At 48.6% G+C, this 23,912-nt stretch carries 11 protein-coding genes and 1 tRNA gene; 7 read left to right on the top strand and 5 right to left on the bottom strand.

Annotated elements, in window-relative coordinates; genetic code table 11:
- Both M0L20_RS06845 and M0L20_RS06840 read right to left on the bottom strand, forming a co-directional pair.
- Positions 1 to 2,472 (bottom strand): GEVED domain-containing protein, encoded by a 2,472-nt coding sequence (locus M0L20_RS06845; RefSeq protein WP_248476238.1) that lies wholly within the window; start codon positions 2,470 to 2,472, stop codon positions 1 to 3.
- 309 nt (positions 2,473 to 2,781) lie between these two features.
- Positions 2,782 to 5,751 carry an FAD-binding and (Fe-S)-binding domain-containing protein gene (locus M0L20_RS06840; protein ID WP_248476237.1) on the bottom strand — a complete coding sequence of 990 codons (2,970 nt, stop codon included), beginning with the start codon at positions 5,749 to 5,751 and terminating at the stop codon, positions 2,782 to 2,784.
- Positions 5,752 to 6,240: 489 nt separating this feature from the next.
- On the opposite strand from M0L20_RS06840, the gene M0L20_RS06835 reads away from it, so the two are divergent.
- The 6 genes from M0L20_RS06835 (at position 6,241) to M0L20_RS06810 (ending at position 20,339) form a co-directional block, all read left to right on the top strand.
- A complete protein-coding gene (locus M0L20_RS06835) occupies positions 6,241 to 9,456 on the top strand; it encodes a SusC/RagA family TonB-linked outer membrane protein (RefSeq protein ID WP_232560109.1) in 3,216 nt (1,071 codons plus the stop codon).
- 103 nt (positions 9,457 to 9,559) lie between these two features.
- The gene (locus tag M0L20_RS06830; RefSeq protein ID WP_232560108.1) at positions 9,560 to 11,047 is read left to right on the top strand and encodes a RagB/SusD family nutrient uptake outer membrane protein; all 1,488 of its coding nucleotides are present in this window, start codon (positions 9,560 to 9,562) and stop codon (positions 11,045 to 11,047) included.
- A gap of 206 nt (positions 11,048 to 11,253) precedes the next feature.
- A complete protein-coding gene (locus tag M0L20_RS06825) occupies positions 11,254 to 14,718 on the top strand; it encodes a VCBS repeat-containing protein (RefSeq protein WP_248476236.1) in 3,465 nt (1,154 codons plus the stop codon).
- Positions 14,719 to 14,769: 51 nt separating this feature from the next.
- A complete protein-coding gene (locus M0L20_RS06820) occupies positions 14,770 to 18,129 on the top strand; it encodes a VCBS repeat-containing protein (protein ID WP_248476235.1) in 3,360 nt (1,119 codons plus the stop codon).
- 101 nt (positions 18,130 to 18,230) lie between these two features.
- Positions 18,231 to 19,586, top strand: a complete 1,356-nt coding sequence (locus tag M0L20_RS06815) for a vanadium-dependent haloperoxidase (protein WP_232560105.1) — start codon at positions 18,231 to 18,233, stop codon at positions 19,584 to 19,586.
- A gap of 87 nt (positions 19,587 to 19,673) precedes the next feature.
- Positions 19,674 to 20,339 carry a hypothetical protein gene (locus M0L20_RS06810; RefSeq protein ID WP_248476234.1) on the top strand — a complete coding sequence of 222 codons (666 nt, stop codon included), beginning with the start codon at positions 19,674 to 19,676 and terminating at the stop codon, positions 20,337 to 20,339.
- A 261-nt stretch (positions 20,340 to 20,600) separates the two neighbouring features.
- Here the strand turns inward: M0L20_RS06810 and M0L20_RS06805 are convergent, their stop codons facing one another.
- The 3 genes from M0L20_RS06805 to fabD all read right to left on the bottom strand — a co-directional run bounded on the left by M0L20_RS06805 (position 20,601) and on the right by fabD (position 22,721).
- The gene (locus M0L20_RS06805; RefSeq protein ID WP_232560103.1) at positions 20,601 to 21,278 is read right to left on the bottom strand and encodes a TetR/AcrR family transcriptional regulator; all 678 of its coding nucleotides are present in this window, start codon (positions 21,276 to 21,278) and stop codon (positions 20,601 to 20,603) included.
- A 379-nt stretch (positions 21,279 to 21,657) separates the two neighbouring features.
- A tRNA-Gln gene (locus M0L20_RS06800) sits at positions 21,658 to 21,728 on the bottom strand.
- A gap of 117 nt (positions 21,729 to 21,845) precedes the next feature.
- Positions 21,846 to 22,721 (bottom strand): ACP S-malonyltransferase, encoded by an 876-nt coding sequence (gene fabD, locus M0L20_RS06795; RefSeq protein ID WP_232560102.1) that lies wholly within the window; start codon positions 22,719 to 22,721, stop codon positions 21,846 to 21,848.
- A gap of 412 nt (positions 22,722 to 23,133) precedes the next feature.
- Here fabD and M0L20_RS06790 point away from each other — a divergent pair, with 412 nt between their 5' ends.
- Entirely contained in the window at positions 23,134 to 23,829 is a 696-nt protein-coding gene (locus M0L20_RS06790; RefSeq protein ID WP_232560101.1) for a succinate dehydrogenase cytochrome b subunit, read from the top strand.
- The last annotated feature ends 83 nt before the right edge of the window (positions 23,830 to 23,912 follow it).

The following is a 23,912-nucleotide window of genomic DNA, read 5'->3' as shown; positions in this document are numbered from 1 at the left end:
TCATGGGCTTACTCGTAAGTCGAGCCAGGCTACGTCGTCTTCGCCGTTCAGGTTATTTGCATTAGGCGTAACGGAGCCCGGTGTCGAATCGGGATCGGGCGTACCAGCTGACCAGATCTGAGCCGCATTCATCAGGTTCCCGACTTGAGTAGGCTGGGCGGTCAATACAAACTGAGCGGTTGCACCTGCCGCCAGCGAGCTAATGGTTCCTTCGACAATCGAGTAGCCGTTTCCGATAGCCACCACGTTCATACCCGCCGGGGTACTGGTCAGGGTAAGATTGCGTAACGTGTCCCGCACGACGATGTTGGTGGCTGTCAGTCCGCCCGCGTTCGCTACCGTCAGTGTGAATGTTACGGGCTGAGAAACGCGAAGGGTTCGATTACTGACTTGCATACTCATCGACAGATCGGCTTTGTTCGCTACGGGCGCGGGTTGATTGGACTGGGGCGCGGGTAGGGGTGTCTGGTTAGGGTTAGGCGATACGTAGATGGATGAACTACTTGTTGACGTTCGGAAGTCAGTATTTGCTGCGTCGTCCTGTCCGTCGCCGGTACCAGAGCCTGGCTGGGAGGTCGGGTCGGGTTGATCGCTGGTCAAAATCTGAGCGGCATTTACGTAAGCGCCTGCCTGAGTTGGCCTGAGTTGGTAAACGTACGTAGCCGACGCACCGCTGTTCAGGCTTATACCGCTTCCGCCAACGGCGCTACCCGAACCTGATACGCCCGCTCCCCCGCTAACAAAGGTAAGGTTAGGCGGTAAGTTGTTTTGCCAGCTAACACCCGTTGCATTGGATGGCCCATTGTTTTGAATTGTTACCGAAAAGCTGACGGGCTGATTCAGCGCTGGTATGCGGGCGCTGGACTTCATGCTTAGTTTAAGATCAGCCTGCGACTGGCCGGCAACGGTGATCTGGTAATCTTCCGTTTCGCCATACGAATAGATGCCGCATGCATCGGTTGGAATCCCGTTATAGGTGACAACGACACGGATCATCAACGTACCCGCTGTCAACGTGTTCGGTAAAGCCAAATTTCCCGAGAACTGGCCCGTAACGGTGTTAGGTGTTTGGTAGAGCAGTTCGTTCCGGTCGGTTTCAAAATAGCCATTCCGGTTGAGATCAGCCCATATAGACACCCCCTGGCTGTATTGTGAAGGTAATAAAGTCGCCGTAAAAGGAATCGACTGGCCGGGTTGGACAAGAGCCGACGATGCATTCACTAGACTATACCCTCCCGCTGAGCAACCTGAATTCTGACTGAGCGTAGCGCCATTAAGGGAAAAGCCATCTAATCCGTCGTTCTCTGAGCAGGCATACGCGCTGTAGGTTGGCCGGCAGGCCAATGTTGTAACGCTGGCTACCGAGCTAAGTCCTTGCGTAGTACTGTTTGATGGACGTATCCGATAATAATACGTAGTTACGGGCGCTGTCTTGGTATCGGTATAGCTGGATGTGTTAGGTCCTACTCCGCCGATGGGTACAAAGCCGGTATTGGAACTGGTCGAACGCTCGATGAAGTAACCCATCTCGTTGGTTCCGTTATCCTGCCATGACAGCAGTACATTACCATTGCTTATCGCGGCAACCACATTGCTAGGTGCCGTTACGGCTGTAGCCGGGCAACCCAGTGAGTAGGCGGTGTGTGTTTGTCGCAGTGCCAGACCGGCCTGCATTCGGTTGTATTGCCCTTCCGTAAAATCGTGCGTACACGGAAAATAGTACGACATAATGTTGGTAATAGAAGGCGCGTATCGATTTCCCTGCGAATCGGTAACCGTTCCGTTGTAGGTTTGACAGCCATTGATATAAACCGTCGTTGCACCAGGCAGTCCGTACGGATCGGCGGGGGTGTCACAAAGCTCATCGCCAGCTGTTGTACAATTAGCGCCAGCACCTCTGGTCACCAGTTCATTGGTACCCGAACCGCTATTGCCGAACGTGTGGTACAGATTAAAGTTGTGCCCGATTTCGTGGGGCAGCAGTCGGTTTGCGAGATCGACCTCATCGGACTCATTGAGGATAAATGAACGGGTTGACTGAATGCTATTTCCCGGAAAATACGCATAGCCGCCCAGGCCGCTTTGATCGAACGCATTGACGTAGTACTGGTTCATCGCATTGGTCGCGTCACGGCCATTCACCGAGGTTTCGCTGTACGCCGGGAAGCTATTGTACAGATTATCGTTGTCGATGTAGTCGGGTGACGTACCACAGAAATAAAACTGAATTCCGCTACCATTAAGGAGGTAATAGCTGTTGGTGATAGCGATGATATTGTTCAGCTTAGTCATCGTCATACCGCCGGTTCCATTGCTGCTCCGGAAAATGTGGGGGCGGATCGGAACGTATACAATACCTGTCAAGGCTTCGCCTGAAGCTTGTTTTACACTTAAGGCAAAGGCTGCCTCGCGGGATAACTCATGGCGTTGGGCTTCCGTCAGATCGGGTGTTGCACATAGGGGGGGAAGCACGAGAGGAGCCCGTTGAGCCACCGAAAAGTGCACAGACAAGGTGCACAGGCAAATAAGTATAAGCCGTAGACAAGGTGTCATTCAACAAGGCTGATGTTTAGGATTGTATTTAGTATACCGAAAGTAAAATATTGTTTCCTAATATGCAATAGCTATTTTAGGCGTTTATACAATTATTTTGCTGTATACGCTTGAATTGTATCAATACAGAATGGTATGAGCGTTTCTTGAAACAGAACTTTTAATTTCTGCCCCATCTTGTAAAGAACCACCGCTCGATCTGGGTGAAAGCGGTGGTTCTTTATCGTTTTATTTTAAAGCTTCAAACAAAATCTCAGCCGGGTGCTTGGCCTTTCGAGCGGTACCATCTTTGATCTGATGGCGGCAGGAGGTGCCGGGGGCTGCGATAAGAACATCATCGGGCTGCTGCCGGACGGTCGGAAACAAAACCAACTCGCCAACCTGCATCGAAACGTCGTAGTGCTCGGCTTCGTAGCCAAACGAACCGGCCATACCACAACAACCCGATGGGATAAGCTGCGTCGTGTAGTTCTGCGGGAGCGACAGCGCCTTTTTACCCGGTACCAATGACGAGACCGCTTTTTGCTGGCAGTGCCCGTGCAGCTTGATTAACCGCTTTTCATCCGTGAATTGACCGGAGTCAATACGACCAGCATCCGATTCGCGCGCGATAAATTCTTCGAATGTCAGCGTGTGCTGAGCCAGATTCTTCGCATCAGCCACGAGCGATTCATCGACCAGATCGGGGTATTCGTCACGGAAAGTCAGGATAGCGGATGGTTCCAGACCAACCAGTGGCGTTTCGGCGGTGACGACATCCTTCAAAAGCCGGACGTTGCGCTCAGCCAATGTTTTAGCGTACTTAAGCATGCCTTTGGACAAGGCCGCGCGGCCACTCTCGCCATGCTCAGGAATAACAACCGTATACCCCAACCGCTCGAACAGTTGGATTGCTTTCTGACCTACTTCAACATCATTGTAATTGGTAAACTCATCGCAGAAAAGAAGTACGGTGCGTGGTTCGGATGCTGCTGTTGCTGACGCTTGTTTACCGCTACCAGCCCGTTTTGACCACCATTTTTTTAGTGTCGTGTTTTCTAGCAAAGGCATCGTCCGGTCGGGGTGGAAACCAACCAGGCGATTGGCTACCCGTCGAAGCGAAGGCGTTCCCAAGACACCATTCCAGGCCCAGGGAACCAAAGAAGCAAGACTCGACAGCCGGGCGAAATTAGCAATCAGTCGTGAGCGAATTGGAACGCCGTTTGTGTCGTAATACTGTTGTAGAAACTCGGCCTTGAGCTTCGCAACATCAACGTTGGAAGGGCATTCGTTTTTGCATCCTTTGCAGGAAAGACAAAGGTCATACACTTCTTTTATTTCTTCGTGATCGAAACGATTCTCCTTGGGGGAGCGCGTCAGCATCTCGCGTAAAACGTTGGCGCGAGCGCGGGTCGTATCCTTCTCGTTACGAGTGGCCATGTAGCTAGGACACATGGTTCCACCGGATACCTGCGTTTTCCGGCAGTCGCCCGAACCGTTGCACTGCTCGGCGTGCTGAAGTACGTTCTGATCTTTGTACCGGAAATACGTTTTGAACTCTGGCGTCTGCTGACCCGCTTCGTACCGAAGAAACGTATCCATAGGAGGTGTTTCTACAATTTTACCGGGATTGAAAATTCCCTGCGGGTCCCAGGTATGCTTAATTTGCCGCATCAGTTCATAGTTGTGCGGCCCAACCATTTGCGGAATAAACTCGCCCCGTAATCGCCCGTCGCCATGTTCGCCCGAGAGTGAGCCGTCGTACTTTTTGACCAGCGTCGCAATTTCCTCGGCAATTAGCCGGTACTGACGGTGACCTTCTTCGGTTTTTAGGTTGATGATAGGCCGAAGATGTAGTTCGCCCGATCCTGCGTGCGCATAGTGCACCGAATGCATGTTATGCTTTTTCAGGATTTCATTGAAATCGCGGATGTAGTCGGGAAGATCATGAACATCAACCGCCGTATCTTCAATAACAGCGACAGCTTTTTCGTCGCCGGGTAGATTCCCGAGCAAGCCTAAACCAGCTTTGCGGAGGGTCCAAATCTTTTTGGTGTCTTCGCCGAATAGGAGCGGGTAATGATAGCCCAGATTAGCTGCCCGTAACTCCGCTTCCATCTGAGCCGCCAGCAACTCGATCTCCGCCCGTGTGTCGCGCGAGAGATCGACAACCAGAATAATCGGGAAATGGTCCGTCGGCGTTTTCTGGACAAAGAAGCTGTTTTTACGCTGTTCTGGATTCGTATCAGCCCGCTCCAGAATAATATCGTCGATCAGCTCAACGGCGTAAGGTTTATAATTCAGGGCCACCAGCGTCGCACGAAGCGATTCATCGATCGAATGGCAGTGAATACAAACCAGTCCACTTTCTTTAGGAGGAAGGGGGACCAGATTCAGCTTGATTTCGGTTAAGAAACAAAGCGTTCCTTCGGAGCCAGTAATGAATTTTGCCAGGTTAAACGGCTCGCCATCGGACGCGAAGGGAACCATGTCGAGCAGCGCGTCCAGCGCGTAACCCGTATTTCGCCGTTCGATGGTCCGCTTTGGGAAGTTCCGCCGTATCTCTTCCTGGTTAACCGGATCTGCCAAAATAGCGTTTGTCTTGAGCAGTATTTTGTCAGCCAACGTTGCCGAGCCATTTTTACGGCTTGCATCGCCAACCAGCTTTGTATAATCCCAGCTTGTTAGATCGCCAAACTCCGCTTCCGATCCATCGGCTAGTAACGCTTTTACCGACAGCGTATGTTCGCGGGTGGCCCGGTAAACGACCGAGTTAGAGCCGCAGGAGTTATTGCCCACCATACCGCCGATCATAGCGCGATTAGCCGTGGACGTTTCGGGACCAAAATATAGGCCGTACGGTTTCAAAAACAGATTAAGCTCATCGCGCACGACGCCGGGCTGAACACGTACCCAGCGCTCTTCGGGGTTGACTTCCAGAATTTTCGTAAAGTGCTTCGACACATCAACCACAATACCACTGCCAACAACCTGACCGGCTAAGGATGTCCCTGCCGTGCGGGGAATCAGCGACGTTTTGTGCTCGCGGGCAAAGGCAATCAGCGTCTTTAGGTCATCAATCGTTTTGGGAATAGCAACGGCAGTTGGTACCTCTCGATAAGCCGAAGCATCCGTTGCATAAAGTGTACGATACGTACTATCGTCGTAGACATCGCCGGAGAGCTGACTGGCAAGATGCCTTATAACCTCTGAATCCATAATTTTTAATCAATGGCCTGTGCCAGAATAAAGGCAAAAATAGTTGTAAATCAGCCAAAAATATTAGTGTGAGCCTATGAAATTCTATTAGTAACGAAACTCGGAAAACTTATAAATATTTATACTTATCTTAAGAATCATTTCATTTATAATCAAGGGGATAGGCTTCAGAGTATTTATACTCCTATCGGATTAGTGGTATTTTACTGGGAATTTTTAACAATAATTTTGATACAATATTGTCTTTCCCTAAGCTAATATTAACCTTTTAAGCTTGGATTTTAGATATGTCGTTTAGTAATTTGCTCGCTGGTTCAAGCATATATTCTATAAATTCATGCCTAGTTGCTATACTCCTACGTAAGTACGTTCGGTTCTTCTATTCTTAAAAATTGTACTTAAAGGCGACAAAACATAATTTAAGAGTATTTAGTTTATTAGCTTTCACTAGCAAATCTCTTTACTATTTTCAAATTTTTACTAAAACCTATGATGGACAAATCCTACAAAATGAGCCGCTTCGCGGGTTACGTAGGTCAGGTTGGGACTCCCCAACCCCAGCTGTTTGGACGGAACGCTTTGGGAAGCTTCCTGACAATGCTGGTAATGATGCTGCTGTTGAGCAACTCGGCGGCATGGGCGCAAGGACGGACTGTAACAGGTACAGTAACTGATCCGTCAGGAGCTACCTTGCCGGGGGTAAGTGTACAAATTAAAGGTACACAGCGGGGTACAAACACAGACGCATCCGGTAAGTACACGCTTAACAATGTGCCTGACAATGCTACGCTTGTACTAAGTTTCATTGGCTACACCTCTCAGGAAGTTCCTGTTGGTAACCGGTCTTCGGTTGACGTAAAACTGGCGGACGACACTAAAGCACTTGAAGAAGTCGTTGTCGTTGGTTACGGTACTGCGAAACGGAAAGATCTGACGGGTTCGGTAGCACAGGTAACTTCCAGAGAATTTAACCCTGGTATCAACCCCAACCCGTTACAGGCTATTCAAGGTAAAGTAGCTGGTCTGGTTATCACGACTCCATCGGGTGACCCCAACCAACAGCCAACCGTTCGTCTGCGCGGGTATACCTCGCTGGCTGGTGGTTCTGAGCCTCTTTACGTAGTTGACGGTATGATTGGTGTCCCAATCAGCCAGGTAAACCCGAACGACATCGAGTCAATGGACGTATTGAAAGATGCGTCGGCAGCGGCCATCTATGGTTCGCGGGCTGCTAACGGGGTAATCATCGTTACAACCAAGCGTGGTAAAGCAGGACAGGCGACGGTTGCATTCAATAACTACGTGGGTGTTGAGACGATTTCAAGACGCCTTGATCTGCTTGATGGACCAGGCTACGTTAATGCGGTAACGCAAATCAAAGGGGCTTCGGCACTTAGCGATGGTCAGCGTTTCCCAAAAGATGCCAGCGGAAACTACTACAACACGAACTGGATCGACCAGGTAACGCGTACAGCGATCACGAACAACCACAATATTGCGGTATCGGGCGGTTCGCAGACGTTTAGCTACCGTGGCTCGGTTGATTATATCAATCAGCAGGGTATTGTTAAAAACACGGGTTTTGATCGGATCATTGGCCGTATCAACTTGGATCAGAAAGCATTGGACAACCGGTTGAACGTTCAGTATAACCTGCAATACACGCGCACCAATCAGAAATTTTCTGATAATGGTATTCTGCGTCGTGCTGCTCAGTTTCTGCCTACGTTGCCTGTTCGGTATACAGACCCTACTAGTTTGACTAATAACCTTGGTGGTTACGCTGAAGTGGGTGGCGCGTTCGATTTGAACAACCCGGTTGCTATGCTGGAGAACGTAACTAACAATGGGACACGTAACACCGCTATCTTGGGTGCTAACCTACGTTACGAGATTATCGACGGTTTAACCTTCGGTGTGAATGCTCAATTGCAGAATGACCAGACCAACAATAACTACGTAACGAATCCAGCTATCAAAGCGTACGCTGGTAATAATGGTCGGGCTGAACGCCGTCAGTATAATACGCTCAACCAACTGCTCGAAACGACGCTTACGTACAACCGGAGCCTAGGTACAAGCAGTAACCTTTCGTTGTTAGGCGGTTATTCGTTCCAGCAATTGGACAATGATGGATTTGCTGCTGCGAACAGCGCCTTTGTGACGACTTCTACTGGATTCAACAACTTAGGTTTGGGAAGTGGTACACTGATTTACCCAAGTAACACGTTTGCCAACTCGTACCGGAACCAAAGCAAACTGATCTCGTTCTTCGGTCGGGCAACGGTTAATCTGGTTGACAAGTATAATGTGACGGCTACGGTACGTCGGGATGGTAGCTCTAAATTTGGTACGAACAACAAATGGGGTATTTTCCCATCGATCGCTGCGGGCTGGAATCTTTCGAATGAATCGTTCTTCCCCAAATCAAACGTGGTGAACTTCGTGAAGCTACGGGTAGGTTGGGGACAGACAGGAAACTCGGAAGGTATCAACCCATACACATCAACTCAGCTGTATGGTCAGAAAGGTACCTACTACGATGGTACTGTCGGCGACTTCCTGCCAGGTTATGGTATCACGCAGAATGCTAATCCCAACCTCAAATGGGAGGTTGTTGGCCAAACGAACGTTGGTATCGACTTCCAGATGTTTAGCAGCCGTTTCTCGGGATCGATCGAGTATTATAATAAGCTGACAAGCGACATGCTGTATAATATCAACGTACCTGCTGATGGAGTAAACTACTTTGCTAATACCATCCTGGCTAACATTGGTAGCATGAGCAACAGCGGGTTTGAAATCTCGTTTGGTGGCGACATCATCAAGAAAGGCGACTTTAACTGGAATGCCCGGATCGTTGGCTCGTACAACAAGAACAAAATTGTATCGCTAACGAATGATCAGTTCAACATCGGTCAGGTTCGCTTCAATCCGTTCAGTGGTCGGGGCTTGTCTGACGTATACGCGTCGATCCTGACAGTGGGCCGTCCGTTGGGCGAGTTCAACAACGTACCCACGTTTGCGGGTAGCTACAATTCGGATGGACAACCCTTGTTGCGTCCCGCTTCGGGCGACACCCCTACGCCGAGTGTAGCATTGGCTGATGCCGCAGCAGCAGTTGCTGCTGGCAACCCAATCAACCAGGGTAATCCGCAGCCATTCTTGAATGGTTCGTTTATTAACTCGTTCCGGTACAAAAACTTCGATTTGAACTTCCTGTTGCGTGGTGTGTTCGGTAACAAAATTCTGAACAATACGCGTTCGAACTACTCGATTCCTGGATCGATCCTGGAAACAAATATGTTGCGTGACGTAACGTCGCTACCAAACAACTACGGCGTCAACGTACTGTCGACCAACTGGATCGAGAGCGGTACGTTTGTTCGGTTGAACAACTGGCAGATCGGCTACAACGTCCCCGTTCGGCCAAACAAGTACTTCTCGGGTGCTCGGGTTTATGTGGGGGGTAACAACCTGTTCGTCATTACGGCATACAAAGGTATCGATCCTGAGTTACAGGCAGCTGGTAACCTAGCTAGTAACAACACCAATGGCTTAGTGTCGAATCCTGCATCAAGTGGTGTAACGACAGGTAACCTGCCAATCGGGCAAGCTCCGAACCCAGTCGGTTTGGACGATGCTAACGCTGGTTTCTATCCAAAAACACGTACATTCCAGTTGGGTCTGAATCTGACATTCTAAGGCTAGGCATTCACAAATCGAACGAGTTAATACGTACTTGGTTTGTGAATGCTTCGTTAGAATCTTATGAACAAAGTGCTATAAAGATCTAATTCAAAAAGCAATGAAAACTATAAGTATAAAAGTCGTAATGGGCTGTGCAGCGCTGCTATTAGCTGGACAAGCCTGTACAGACTTGACCGAAAAAACGTTCGATGTATTGCCTACATCGGGTGATTTTGGCAATACACAAGCTCAGCGGAATGCCTTGATCGGACCGCTTTATAATGGTCTTGGTGACTATTGGAGCAACATGACCGATCTGAACACGACGACGGACGAACAGGTTGTACCTACCCGTGGAGGTGACTGGAAGGATGGCGACAAGTGGGTTCGGTATTATACCCACACCTGGGATCCTGTTACCGATAACAGCGTATTCAATGATCGTTGGAACTGGTGTTATAACAATATCACAGCGATTAATCAGCAGCTAGGAACGCTTACTGACGCGACTAGCATTGCCGAGTTGAAAACGCTGCGGGCATTTTTCCACTACCAGGCGATGGACCTGTTTGGTAATGTCATTATTGCCAATCAATTGGGAGGATCGACACCCCAGCAGAGCACCCGTGCGCAGGTATTTGCGTTTGTTGAAAAAGAATTGCTGGATAACCGGGCTGCTTTATCGAGTACAGTAGGAGGAGCGAATTACGGGCGTATGAATAAGTACGTCTCAGATATGATCCTAGCTAAACTGTACTTGAACGCACAGGTTTATACGGGTACCCCACGCTGGAAAGATGCCGTGACCCGTCTGGATACGATCATTGGTTCGGGCAAGTTTGCACTGGCTTCTGATTTTTTAAGCAACTTCTCGACTCAGAACCAGGGTTCGGCCGAAATCATTCTGGCTACGCCGTTCAGCAGCACCAAACGGACTGGATTCCGCCCGCAGATGCAGACCCTGCACTACCTGCATCAGCTGACCTATAACCTGGGGCAACAGCCTTGGAATGGATTCTGTGCAGTTACGGAGTTCTATAACTCGTTCGATGACAAAGACGCCCGCAAGAGAATGTGGCTCGTTGGACCGCAGTATAAAGCGGATGGTACGCCGTTGATCGATGATTCGCAACCGGTAGTTCTTAATCCTGAAGTAACCACGCTTGCTTATCAGGCTGGTTATGTAGGTCGGTCGGCTGGTGCTCGGAACGCGAAATACCAGATTCAGCGCAACAACTTTACGCAGGATTCGTGGCAGGATAACGATTTCATTATCTACCGTTTGGGTGATGCGTACCTGATGCGGGCTGAAGCTAACCTGCGTCTTGGCAATGCGGCAGCTGCCGTTACGGATGCCAACATAATTCGTGCCCGTGCCGGTATGTCGGCTTACACAACGACGACACTTACGTTGAATGAGCTGCTGGCAGAGCGCGGACGCGAACTGGCATGGGAAATGCACCGTCGTCAAGACCTAATCCGGTTTGGACAGTACACCAAAGCATGGCGCTTGAAAGCTGCCTCACAGGATTACCGGACGCTGTTCCCGATCCCGAGAGACCAGATATCCCTCAATCCAAACCTGAAGCAAAATCCTGGTTATTAATACTTAGGATTAACGGATAGAAAAGCAGGCTCTACGGAGTCTGCTTTTTTTGTTTTATCAGCTGATTAAAAGCTAATTAATTAGCGGGAAAGGACTAATTAACCTTGACGATTCGTTATATTTGTGGCCCCTTAACGATCAGCATTTTCTGAATGCTTTCTTTGGCCTTCGCTTCAATACGGTTTATTTCTCATCTAGCTGTACTAATGCGCATTAGTTTGATTATTCTGATGGCAAGCTTGTTAGCTGGTTGTCAGTTAGGGCAACAGCAGTCCGCTGATGCTTTGTTTCGTAAGTTGTCGCCTGACGAAACGCACATTAATTTTACCAATACAGTAACCGACTCCAAAGAGCTTAATGTTTTCAACTACCGTAACTTCTATCACGGTGGCGGAGTCGCTATTGGCGATGTTAACAATGACGGTCTGTCCGATGTGTTTCTAATCGCGAACATGGGCGATAACCAGTTATACCTGAATAAAACGGCGAAGGGGCAGGAGTCTTTCCAGTTTGACGATATCACGGCAAAGGCAGGGGTGGCTGGCAAGCGGGCCTGGAGCACTGGCGCTACGTTTGTGGATGTTAACGGCGACGGACGGCTGGATCTATACGTGTGTAATGCCGGTAACCAGCCAGGTGATGATCGGGCAAACGAACTGTTTATCAACAACGGCAACGATGCGAATGGTGTCCCAACCTTCACGGAACGAGCCGCCGAATATGGTCTGAACGATAAAGGCTACTCGACACACGCGGCTTTCTTCGATTACGACCGCGACGGTGATCTGGATATGTATCTGCTCAACAACAGTTTTCTTCCTGTCGAACGATTATCGTATGCCAACATACGGGATCAGCGGGACTCGTTGGGCGGGCACAAGCTATTCCGTAACTGGACGATAGAGCGGAGCAAGGGAAAAGCAACCACTTCGACCACCTTTACTGATGTATCGGAGCAGGCAGGAATTTATGGAAGCCTGATTGGTTTCGGACTAGGCATTACCATTGGTGATGTAAATGAAGACAACTGGCCGGATGTATACATCTCCAACGATTTTTACGAGCGGGATTATCTGTACATTAACAACCACGACGGTACGTTTCGAGAGTCGATAAAAGACGCGATGCCGCACATCAGCCTGTCATCAATGGGAGCGGATGTGGCCGACGTCAATAATGACGGGAAGCTCGACATCTTTGTGACCGATATGCTGCCCGGTAATGACCAGCGCCTGAAAAAAACGTCGACGTTCGAAAGCCACGATCTGGAACAGCTTAAACTCGGGCGCGATTTCCATTACCAGTTTATGCAGAACATGCTGCATCTGAACAACGGCAATCAGCCGGATAACAACGGACTACCTGTTTTCAGTGATGTGGCGCGTTTTTCGGGTGTTGATGCGACGGACTGGAGTTGGGGCGCGTTGATATTCGACATGGACAACGATGGTCTTAAAGATATTTTTGTCGCGAATGGAATCGCGAAAGATGTAACGAATCAGGACTTCATCAACTTTTTGGGCGATAGCGAAAACATGGCTCAGATTGCCCGGCAGGGAGGAGTTAATTTCAAAGACTTCATGGATAAAGCGCCCTCGGAAGCTGTTCCGAACTACGCCTTTCACAACGACGGAAACTTACAGTTTACGAACAAGGCGCTAGATTGGGGACTTTCGGAACCCGATTTTTCGAACGGGGCCGCCTATGGAGACTTAGACAATGACGGCGACCTAGATTTGATCGTAAATAATGTCAATTCGCCCGTCGCCGTTTATAAAAATCAATCGACGGAAAAGCGCAGCACGAATTATCTAAAAGTAAAACTGAAAGGGCAGGGCCTAAACCAGGACGCTATTGGAACCAAAGTGATGATTTATCAGTCGGGGGATTCGACGGGTTCGCGGATGCAGTTGTTACAGCAGATGCCGAATCGTGGATTCCAGTCGTCCGTCGATCTAAACATGGTGTTTGGCCTGGGTAATCAACCGCAGATTGATTCGGTTGTGGTGGTATGGCCCGATGATAAAATGCAGACCATACAGCATCCCAAAGCGAATCAGCTATTGACCGTTCGTCAGCAGGATGCTAACCAGATCTGGAAGCCTTCCAGTAGCATTCAGAAGCCCGTTTTTCAGGATAATACGCTCGCTACGGGACTAGCGTTCACCCACAAGGAAAGTCCTTTTGTTGATTACAATCGCGATGCGTTGTTGAAGCAGCAATTTTCTACGCAGGGCCCGGCAATGGCTACCGGCGACGTGAATGGAGACGGTTTAGACGATGTATTTTTTGGTGGAGCAAGCGGCCAACCACATCAGCTGTTCGTGCAGCAGGCAGGGGGTACGTTTATGGATAAAACGCCAACGGCAATCAGGCAGGACACAACGTACGAAGCCGTAGACGCCGTACTTTTCGATGCTGACGGCGATAAGGATCTCGACCTGTATGTGGTATCAGGGAGTAACGAATTTGGCGCTGATGCCGATGAACTGCTGGACCGTTTGTACCTGAACGATGGGAAAGGGGGTTTCACCCGTTCAGAAACGAACCTGCCTAATTTAAAAGCGAGTGGTTCGTGCGTAGCCGCTGCCGACTACGATCAGGACGGTGATATTGATCTGTTTATTGGCGCTCGAATGATTCCGGGTCAGTATGGCGTCAATCCCGCCAGCTATTTGCTCACCAATGATGGCATCGGAAATTTTAAAAACTATACCAAACGATTCCTGCCCGAAGTGGATCAATTGGGTATGGTTACGGCTGCTACCTGGGCCGACCTCAACGGCGATCAGTATCCGGAACTGCTGGTTGTCGGCGATTGGGAACCCATACGCGTGTTCGAAAACAAGCGCGGTAAGCTAAGTCAATCGCCGGTGATGACGATCGCCGGGATCAATGGAGAAGCCTTAAAAACCAACGGCTGGTGGAACTGCGTAACGGCAGGCGACGCGGATGGGGATGGCGATCTGGATCTGGTTGTCGGTAACTTAGGCCTTAATTCGCGCATTCGGGTAAGTCAGACGGTACCCGCTGAACTCTACGCGGGAGATTTTGATCACAACGGCACCATGGAGCAGATTATCAACTGCGCCGACGAAACGGGTGAATTGTACCCGATGGTACTGAAACATGATTTGCAGAAAGAGATGCCTAGCATCAAAAAGAAATACGTGAAGTACAATGATTATGCTGGTAAAAAAATCACGGACATACTGGATGAAGATCAGCTAAAGCAGGCTGTCGTCAAGCAATCGTTTATAAGCAGGTCCGTACTGCTGGTGAATGATGGAAAAGGTAAGCTTACCCTGCAAACGCTACCGGCCGAAGCCCAGTTTTCGCCCATGTGCAATGCGACATTCCTCGATTACGACGGCGACGGTCGAACCGACTTGGCATTGGCGGGTAATTTCTTCGATGTGCTGCCCGAAATTGGCCGTTACGACGCTAGTTATGGAGTTATCTTACGAAACGAAGGAAAAGCCAAACAGCATTCTGTAAAATACACGTCAATTAATCCCGCCGTATCGGGTTTCTTTGTACGTGGTCAGGTCCGACGGATGAAACGCCTGGCGCAGGGACAACTGATTCTGGCGAAGAACAACGACCGCGCGCAATTATTTACGCTTAAAACACCCACTGCCAACGGTTCCAGAACCGCTATGGCACGCTAAAAAAAGTTGACACCAGGCGGTAAGCAGCAAGGTGTCAACGACTCGCCTATAATGAAACGAATTGGTTTATTGATGCTGGCTGCCAGTACACTGCTGGCAGGCTGTAATTCATTCAAGTCAGAAAAGCCGCTTTTTCAGTCTCTTGATTCCACCCAGACGGGTGTCTCATTTGCAAATCGTCTGGTGCCTTCCGAAAAGCTAAATATTCTCGATTACCTGTACTTCTACAACGGGGGCGGGGTATCAGCGGGTGATATCAACAATGACGGATTGACCGATCTGTACTTTGTCTCGAACCAGGGAAAAAACAAGTTATACCTTAATAAAGGAAACTTCAAATTTGAGGATATAACCGCCAAAGCGGGTGTTGAGGGGTTTTCGGATTGGCAGACCGGCTCAACGATGGCGGATGTAAATGGTGACGGATTCCTCGATATTTACGTCTGCGCCGTCGGTAACTTCCGAGGTCTTGAAGGGTCCAACGAGTTGTACATCAACAACGGAGATGGTACATTCACCGAAAAAGCGGCTGACTACGGACTCGATTTTACGGGCTTTTCAACGCAGGCTGCCTTCTTCGATTATGACCACGATGGTGACCTCGATTGCTACCTGTTGAATCATGCCGTGCACACGTCTCGTAGCTATGATCGTGTAACGGCTCGTAATCTGCGGCATAACGAGTCGGGCGACTATCTGTACGAAAATCAGTTAGTAACCAAAGTGGGGAAAGCACCAGCTGGCAAAACGGCCCGTTTCGTTAACGTAAGCGAAAAAGCCGGAATTTACGGGGCAGCTATGGGCTATGGCTTAGGTATATCCGTCGCTGACCTGAACAACGACGGATGGGAAGATCTGTACATTTCGAACGACTTCCACGAGGACGACTACTACTACGTCAATAATCAGAATGGTACGTTTACGGAAAGTGTTCGAAAAGCGTTTCAGCATACCAGCCGATTCTCGATGGGTAACGACATTGCTGATGTAAACAACGATGGCTTTGCCGATGTCATGACGCTTGACATGTACCCGGAAGATGAAACCGTCGAAAAATCATCGCTTGGTGAAGATCCGCTGGACATTTATTTTTATAAGCTGGCTCACGGTTACATGAACCAGTATAGCCGGAACTGCCTTCAACTGAATCTGTCAGGAAAGAAGTTTATGGATGTTGGGGCTATGACGGGTGTGGCGGCTACCGACTGGAGCTGGTCACCACTACTGGCCGACTACGACAACGACGGAATAAAAGACTTGTTCGTTGCCAACGGCATCGTTCACCGCCCGAACAACCTGGACTACGTGAAGTTTGCCGCCGATGACTCATTGCGCTATGCGATGGAAACGTCGCGCTCGCTCGATGAACGGGCTACGAAACTTATGCCCGAAGGAAAGGTACATAACTATCTGTACCGGGGAACGCCAAGTCTGCGGTTTGAAGACAAGTCCATTGCCTGGGGGTTCGAGACACCCAATTTTTCGAATGGGGCCGCTTACGCGGATCTGGACAACGACGGTGATCTGGATCTGATTACCAACAACATTGACGATCCGGCAGGACTATATCGCAACGATGCTAACGAACTCTTTCCGAATAACAAACACCTGACGGTCAAGCTAAAAGGCGACGCGCCAAATACGTTCGGAGTAGGCGCGAAAGTAATTCTCAAATACAAGGACACGACGCTTGTTCAGCAGCTGATGCCGACGCGTGGGTTTGAATCATCCGTTGCGCCAGAACTGCTGTTTGGTATTGGACAACATGATTCGGTTGATTCACTGATTGTGATCTGGCCAAACCAGCAGATGGAAATCCAGCGGAATGTAAAGGCCAATCAAACAATTACACTACAGCAGACCAACGCAAAGCTGGATGGGAAAAACTTCCGGTATACGGCTCCGTCGATCTCCCCGCTCTTCGCCGATATGACCACGAATGATTCCATTCCGTACAAGCATAAGGAGAACAGAGAGTATTTCGATTTTGTGCGTGAACCCCTGATGCCGTTTGAGATATCGACCGAAGGGCCGCATTTGGCTGTTGGTGACGTAAACGGCGATGGATTGGAGGACGTGTATGCCGGGGGGGCCAAGTGGCAGGCTGGCAGCTTATTGATCCAGCAGTCCGATGGACGTTTCAAGCCGTCGGTTCAACGAGCCTTTGTTGCCGATTCGACCTATGAAGATGTAGACGCTACGTTCTTCGATGCGGACGGTGATAAAGATCTTGACCTGTATGTCGTATCGGGTGGCAACGAGTTTTACGATAAAATGCCCGAACAGTTTGATCGACTTTACCTAAACGACGGTCAGGGTAATTTTAGCCGGGCTACCAGTGCGCTTCCGCCTATGTACGACAACAAAAGCTGCGTTCGCCCCTTTGATATCGATCAGGATGGTGATCTGGACTTATTTGTTGGCGGTCGTGTTGTTGGTTTCAACTACGGGAAGTCGCCGAACTGCTACCTGCTGATCAATGACGGAAAAGGACACTTCTCCGATCAGACGGATAAACTGGCTAGCGGTCTTCGAAAGGCGGGAATGATTACCGATGCTGTCTGGGCCGATTACGATGGCGACAAAGATCAGGATTTGATTCTGGCCGGTGACTGGATGCCGATCAAGATTTTCGCCAATGATAAAGGCAAACTTTCGGAGGTCAGCACGATCACCGAAAGCGAAACGCCATTAAATGGCTTTTTTCAGCGCATTATTGCCGCTGACTTTGACCGAGACGGCGATATCGATCTTGTAGCGGGCAATCTGGGAACAAACACGAAGCTTCGGAAGACACCTGACTCACAGTTGCGCATGTGGGTAAAAGACGTTGACAATAACCAGACAACGGAGCAGATCATCGCGTACAACCGAGGTAAGGAGTGGTATCCCCTTGCCTTCAAAGACGAGCTGGGCAAACAGATGCCAGGCATAATCAACAAGCGCTTTACCGACTATGTATCGTTTGCCGGGAAGCCGCTGGAAAACGTGCTGAGCAGCCAGGAGCTGAACGAAGCGGAGGAATTTACTGCGAACCAATTTGCGTCGGTTTATCTGGAAAACAGAAACGGTAAATTTGTCGTGCATGAACTTCCGATGATGGCGCAGGTATCGAAGCTTTTTGCGTTACAGGCAATTGATATCGACCAGGACGGCGATCTGGATGTGTTGGGTGGCGGCAATTTTTATAATGTCAGTACCTATCAGGGGCGGTACGACGCCAACTATGGCTTAGTCTTACAAAATGACGGGAAAGGGCATTTTACGGCCTTATCACCAGTCGATACTGGCTTTATGCTGAATGGGGAAATCCGGGATATTCGTCCCCTTCGGACGACAAAAGGAATGGTGATCGCCGTTGCCCGTAACAGCGCAGGTATACAGCTCTTTAAGCCGTTGCTTTTGAAATAAAGTAGTCGAAAATACTCCGTTTTGTCCCGTATTTTCCGTTAATTTTGTACGTATGGATTAGTTGAAATCCAGTTTGTACCGTCTTACTTGTTACTGATTCTATGAAATTTACCCTTCGATTTAGTTGCCTGCTGGCTGCCTGTTGGGTAGCCGTAGTTGGCTGTCAAAAGTCCGCATCTCCTGCTGAATATAATGCTAAAGCGTCTAATCCGGAATACTATAATTCGGCTCTGAATAAACTAACGGAGGTTATCATTCACGATATTTTTTCGCCACCGGTAGCGAGCCGGATCTATTCCTATGCCAATCTAGCTGGTTACGAAGCACTCGTTCCTTTTGACCCCCAATACGAATCACTGGGTGGTAAACTAAAGCGTTTTCAGGCAAGCCCTAAGCCACAGCCTGGTCAGGAGTACTGCTTTCCATTGGCCAGTACCCACGCGTTTCTGACGGTTGCGCGGGCGCTAACCTTCTCCGTTGAATTTTACGATACCTTCGAGAAGCCTTTCTACGAGCAGTACAAAAAAGATGGTGTACCAGATGAGGTTTACGAGCGGTCGATGGCGTATGGTGAAGCGGTCGCTAAGCATATTCTGGATTACGCGGCCAAAGACAGTTACAAACAGACGCGCGGCTTCAAACATACCGTGACGAATGAAGAAGGAACCTGGGTACCGACACCGCCCGCTTATATGGATGCTGCGGAGCCTCAATGGAACAAACTGCGCTGCTGGGCCATGGATACCTGTAATCAGTTTATGCCTCCTCGACCCTTTCCTTTCAGTCTGAAGAAAGGCACACCCTACGAAAAGGAACTCGACGAAGTATATCAGGTCGGCAAAAAACTAAATAAGAAAGAGCAGGACATTGCTTACTTCTGGGATGATAATGCGTTCGTTATGAACGTAGCTGGCCACGTGATGTACGCCAGTAAGAAAATGACACCCGGCGGGCATTGGCTCGCTATCGCAGAAACGGTAGCACGGCAGAAGAAGCTGAACATGATGCGTACCGTTGAAGCGTATGCATTAACTTCGTTTGCGCTGTCCGATGGCTTTATTTCCTGCTGGGACGAAAAATACCGAACGAAGACCATTCGGCCCGAAACGGTTATCAATAAATCGATCGATCCCAAATGGACGCCGTTCTTACAAACACCCCCTTTTCCCGAATATCCTAGCGGGCACAGTGTTATTTCGACCGCAGCGGCTACTGTACTGACCAACCTGATTGGTGATAATATTGCTTTCACCGACTCAACGGAGCATCCATACGGTCACGGGGTACGCTCGTTTACTTCATTCCGGAACGCGGCTGACGAAGCCTCAATTAGTCGTATGTACGGCGGAATTCACTACCGCTCGGCATTAGAGAATGGACAAGTGGAAGGAGAGAAAGTTGGTAAGTGGGTAATTCAGAAAATACAGACCAGAAAAACGGCTGTCGCTAGCCGATAGTAAGTACAACCTAAAAAGAAGAACCGCTGATCCAGCGGTTCTTCTTTTTAGAGACTATTATAAATAGACATCTATCATCCAGTCGTCATGCAGGTACGTTTACTAGCGTTCTTTTTAACCACACTACTTATACAATCAACCAACCTGTTAGCACAGAGCCCGACCGATTCGCTTAAATCGAGAGCGGCCCAGAATCGGGATGCATACCGTGCCTTGAGCCGTTCTCCCGAAGATACGACCCGTTCTGTTTTTAACTTCAAGGCAGCCCCCTGGTATGTTCGTGCTTCACCATTCCTGATTTATACGGGTGCTGGGAAGCCTAAAGATCGCATCGCGCAAAGCATTGAGGTTGGCAAATCCTTCAACGTTATCGACCTGGGCATTGCGGTTGGGAGAAACGCGCTTCGTCCTGACTCAACGTTCTTTGTGGAGGGCCGGGTTACAATGGACGTGGCGAACTACGGCGTTTTTGCGAACGAGATGACCATTGGTGCCGGACGGGTCTTCGATCAGCAGGGCAGTCTGATGCTGGAACTGACATACAACATCATAGCTCAGATTGCACCCCGCTTTGCCATTGGGTTAACAACAGGTTATTATGACTTTAGCAATGAGACTTCCGATGCGTCCAAAACATTTTACGGAATATGCGTTCGGTATGGTCTACTACGCACCGACTCAGGAAGTTTGATTCGAATAGGCAGGCCCCGGCTTGGTCGAACCGGTCGGTCAGGTCATGGGCGCGGTCGATAAGTTGCTCCTCCCGTCCGTACTCTTTGTTCGCTAACTGGTCTTACAAGGATTGTAGTTATCAGGGATAGCTTCTAACTTTCCATTTCCCTTTGCTCCGCTCACCCAGAACAAAATAAGCTCAAGCACCTAATTTGCGTAAAGGCCCAGTTTAATAAAGATGGTAACGGAAGAAACAAGGTAGATCAGAAATAAAACAAAACAGGTTGAACAGAGAGCAGCCGTAGCCTTGCCTGTTCAACCCGTTTTATGTGTAAGCCTTAATTACCACTGAGCCATCGGCAGGTGAGCCGACTGCAATTCAAGGTTAACTTCTTTCGACTGAATAGCCATTTTATTCAGAGAGATGTAAATGGTCTTAACGGCATTTTCAATCCGCTTCCAACCCTCTTCGCTCCGAAGATCAATACTGATCATTGTGCGGTCGTTCTGAGCCATGATCGTAAGGTAAGTCATAGCGCCCAAAATGATCGCCGAAATCGCTTGCGTATCAGCTCCTTTAACAAACGAAAGCTGCTCAACAAGCCGAGTCATCTCTTCGTCCTGTGCTTTTGCTGTTGTTTCTGCAATCGAATCGTTTTCGATAACAGTTGCTTTCAGAATCTCACGGGCTGCTTTAAACGTGCGGAAGTAGCGGTAGGTCTGAATAACCTGACGATACCAGATACGTGCTACGTCGGAATCTTGTAAAGGACGAATTTGATCAAGAACAGCTGGATTGAATACTGGAAATAGTTTACCCATTTTCACGTAGTACTCAAGAAGTCCTTCCATACCGCCGAAATAACGGTAGATCAGTACTTTACTGACGTTAGCCTTTTCAGCTACTCTGTTAACACCTACGCCTTCTAAGCCCCGTTCTGCGATTACTTCTTCCAGCGCTTCTACAATGCGCTGAGTTGTTTTAGCGCGGTTACGTCTGACCTTGTCGTCCTTCTCCATGTATCTAAAATGCATTAAAATTCATTATCTTATATCAATTGGACGTAATTAGAAAGGTACGGTCACATTGAGAACTTACGAACGGAAAATTTGTAACGTTAAACTATGGTTATAAATACCAATTATACCAGTTGTCGTTCTCTGTTTACAAAACGAATTTTATCCAGTAATCTTATATTAAACGGGCTATTTCGTTTTATTTCAGGTATATAGCGAATTATACGACTACGTCCATCGCTTGGCAATAGTAGGTATTTTTGATTAGGAAAAAAAATTAACTAACGATTAATAAATCCTGAATAAAAGTACCAAATGTTGATGCCTCTGAGAAAAGGGATACAAAAAAAGCCGCTTAATCAATGTTAAGCGGCTTTTAAAGTTGCCCGAGAAGGATTCGAACCTCCACAAACAGAACCAAAATCTGTCGTCCTACCCTTAGACGATCGGGCAATTGCGAGTGCAAAGATAATAGGCTTAGAATGTCAAAAACAAGTGTTAGCCTTAAAAAAATCTGATTTTTGTCTCGCTATTCTGGTTTCTTGCTGACAATCAGCGCAAAAAAAATTCCTATACAGCCGTAATCGTGGCACTTGGGACAATTTTCTTGACCAAACCCTGTAAAACTTTGCCCGGACCGCACTCAATAAACTCAGTTGCTCCATCTGCCGCCATGCGTTCTACCGACTGCGTCCAGCGAACAGGTGCCGTCAGTTGAGCAATCAGGTTCGCTTTAATTGCAGTCGGATCGTTGGTCGGCTGCGCATTCACGTTCTGATAAACCGGACAGCGAGGTTCATTGAATGGCATACGCTCAACCGCTTGAGCAAATTGCTCACGGGCGGGTTCCATGAAAGGAGAATGGAAGGCCCCACTGACCGCCAGCGTCACGACACGTTTTGCCCCGGCTGCTTTGAGTTGTTCGGCTGCCTGCTCGAGTCCAGCAACACTTCCTGAAATGACAACCTGGCCCGGACAGTTGTAATTAGCAGGAACGACGATTTCGGTTGTTATACCGGCGCATATCCGCTCGATTACTTCATCCGCTAAGCCTAACACAGCCGCCATGCTCGATGGTGCCAGTTCACAGGCTTGCTGCATGGCCGTTGCACGAATAGACGCTAGCGTCAAACCGTTCTCGAAGGACAATACACCCGCTGCTGTCAGCGCTGCAAGTTCACCAAGGGAGTGACCTGCTACCATGTCCGGTGCAAACGACTCGTTGGTCAATGCCAGTACGACACCGTGCAGCAGTACGGCTGGCTGAGTGTAAATAGTTTGTTTCAGCTCTTCGTCCGTTCCCTCGAACATGATTCGGGTCAAATCATAACCCAGTATTTGATTTGCCTGGTCGAAAAGTTGGCGAGCGGCTTCCGAGTTCTGATAAATGTCGAGACCCATACCCCGAAACTGGGAACCTTGGCCTGGAAATACGTATGCTTTCATAAAAAATAAAGACTGGCCATTAGCAAGTCAATTAGTGGATGCACGTTCAGATGTGCACGTATTATGGGCAAAATAACAAGACCAATTGCATTTATTCAAGAATTCGCTCGTCACTGCCTGAAACGGTTAGATGACAAATGTGGTGGATAGAAGATTTTAATGAAAGAATGGGGGCATGAAAAATTGTTATCCTTTGCCTGATTTTTCATAAAGACGGGCAAACAAAAAATTGACGCACTATGTTATGAAAACAGGTGATTTGTCTAATTTTTACAGGCTCTATATTAGACAGAAGTTCATCGAAAATAAGCTGTAAAGTTGTTTGCGTCGGGTTTGTGCTTTAGCTTTGATGCGCCGTTTGAAGCGGCTTTTTTTCAATAGTTTACCACTAAAATTTCGTGTCATTTACCATATGGCTTGGGTAATACAAACACTATCCAGCTCCCTCGGTCGCAAAGTGATCATGTCGTTGACGGGGCTTTTTCTCAGTACCTTCCTAATTGTTCACATGGCTGGTAATTTGCAGCTTTTCAAGGGGGATAACGGACGGGCTTTCAATGAGTATACGTACTTCATGACCCACAATCCGCTTATTCTTACTGTCTCGTATCTGCTTTACACGTCTATTCTGGTACACGCGCTGATGGCGTGGGTCTTAACGCGTCATAACCAGGAATCACGACCTGTTAAATATGCGTACAGCAAGCCTGAAGCAAATAGTGATTGGTCGTCACGCAATATGGGCATCCTCGGGACCATTTTGCTTCTATTCATTGTTATTCACATGAAGACATTCTGGTACGAGATGCACTTTGGTTCGGTACCGATGGCTGAGTATGATGGCAAGCAGTACAAAGACCTGTACGCCGTTGTGAAAGAAGCGTTTAGTCAGTGGTGGTATGTACTGCTGTACGTGATTTGTATGGTTGCCATTGGCTTCCACTTGGCGCATGGTTTTCAAAGCGGTTTTCAGTCACTGGGCATCCGGCACAAGAAATATACACCACTCATCGAGTTCGTGGGTAAGTATTTCTTTGCGATTGTCATTCCTGCTGCCTTTGCTGCTATGCCCGTTTACGTGTTTTTACAGGTTCATGGAATTATATAATGAGTGAAAGAGCGAAGGAAGGAAGGAGCGATACGTGTACTCTTTCATTCTTTCACGCTTTTGCCTTTTACTTTTTAAGAAGG

Source organism: Spirosoma liriopis, from assembly GCF_023196085.1.
GTDB classification, from domain to species: Bacteria; Bacteroidota; Bacteroidia; order Cytophagales; family Spirosomataceae; genus Spirosoma; species Spirosoma oryzicola.
The sequence above is the reverse complement of the archived record's forward strand: the minus strand, read 5'-3'. Positions and strand labels throughout refer to the sequence as shown.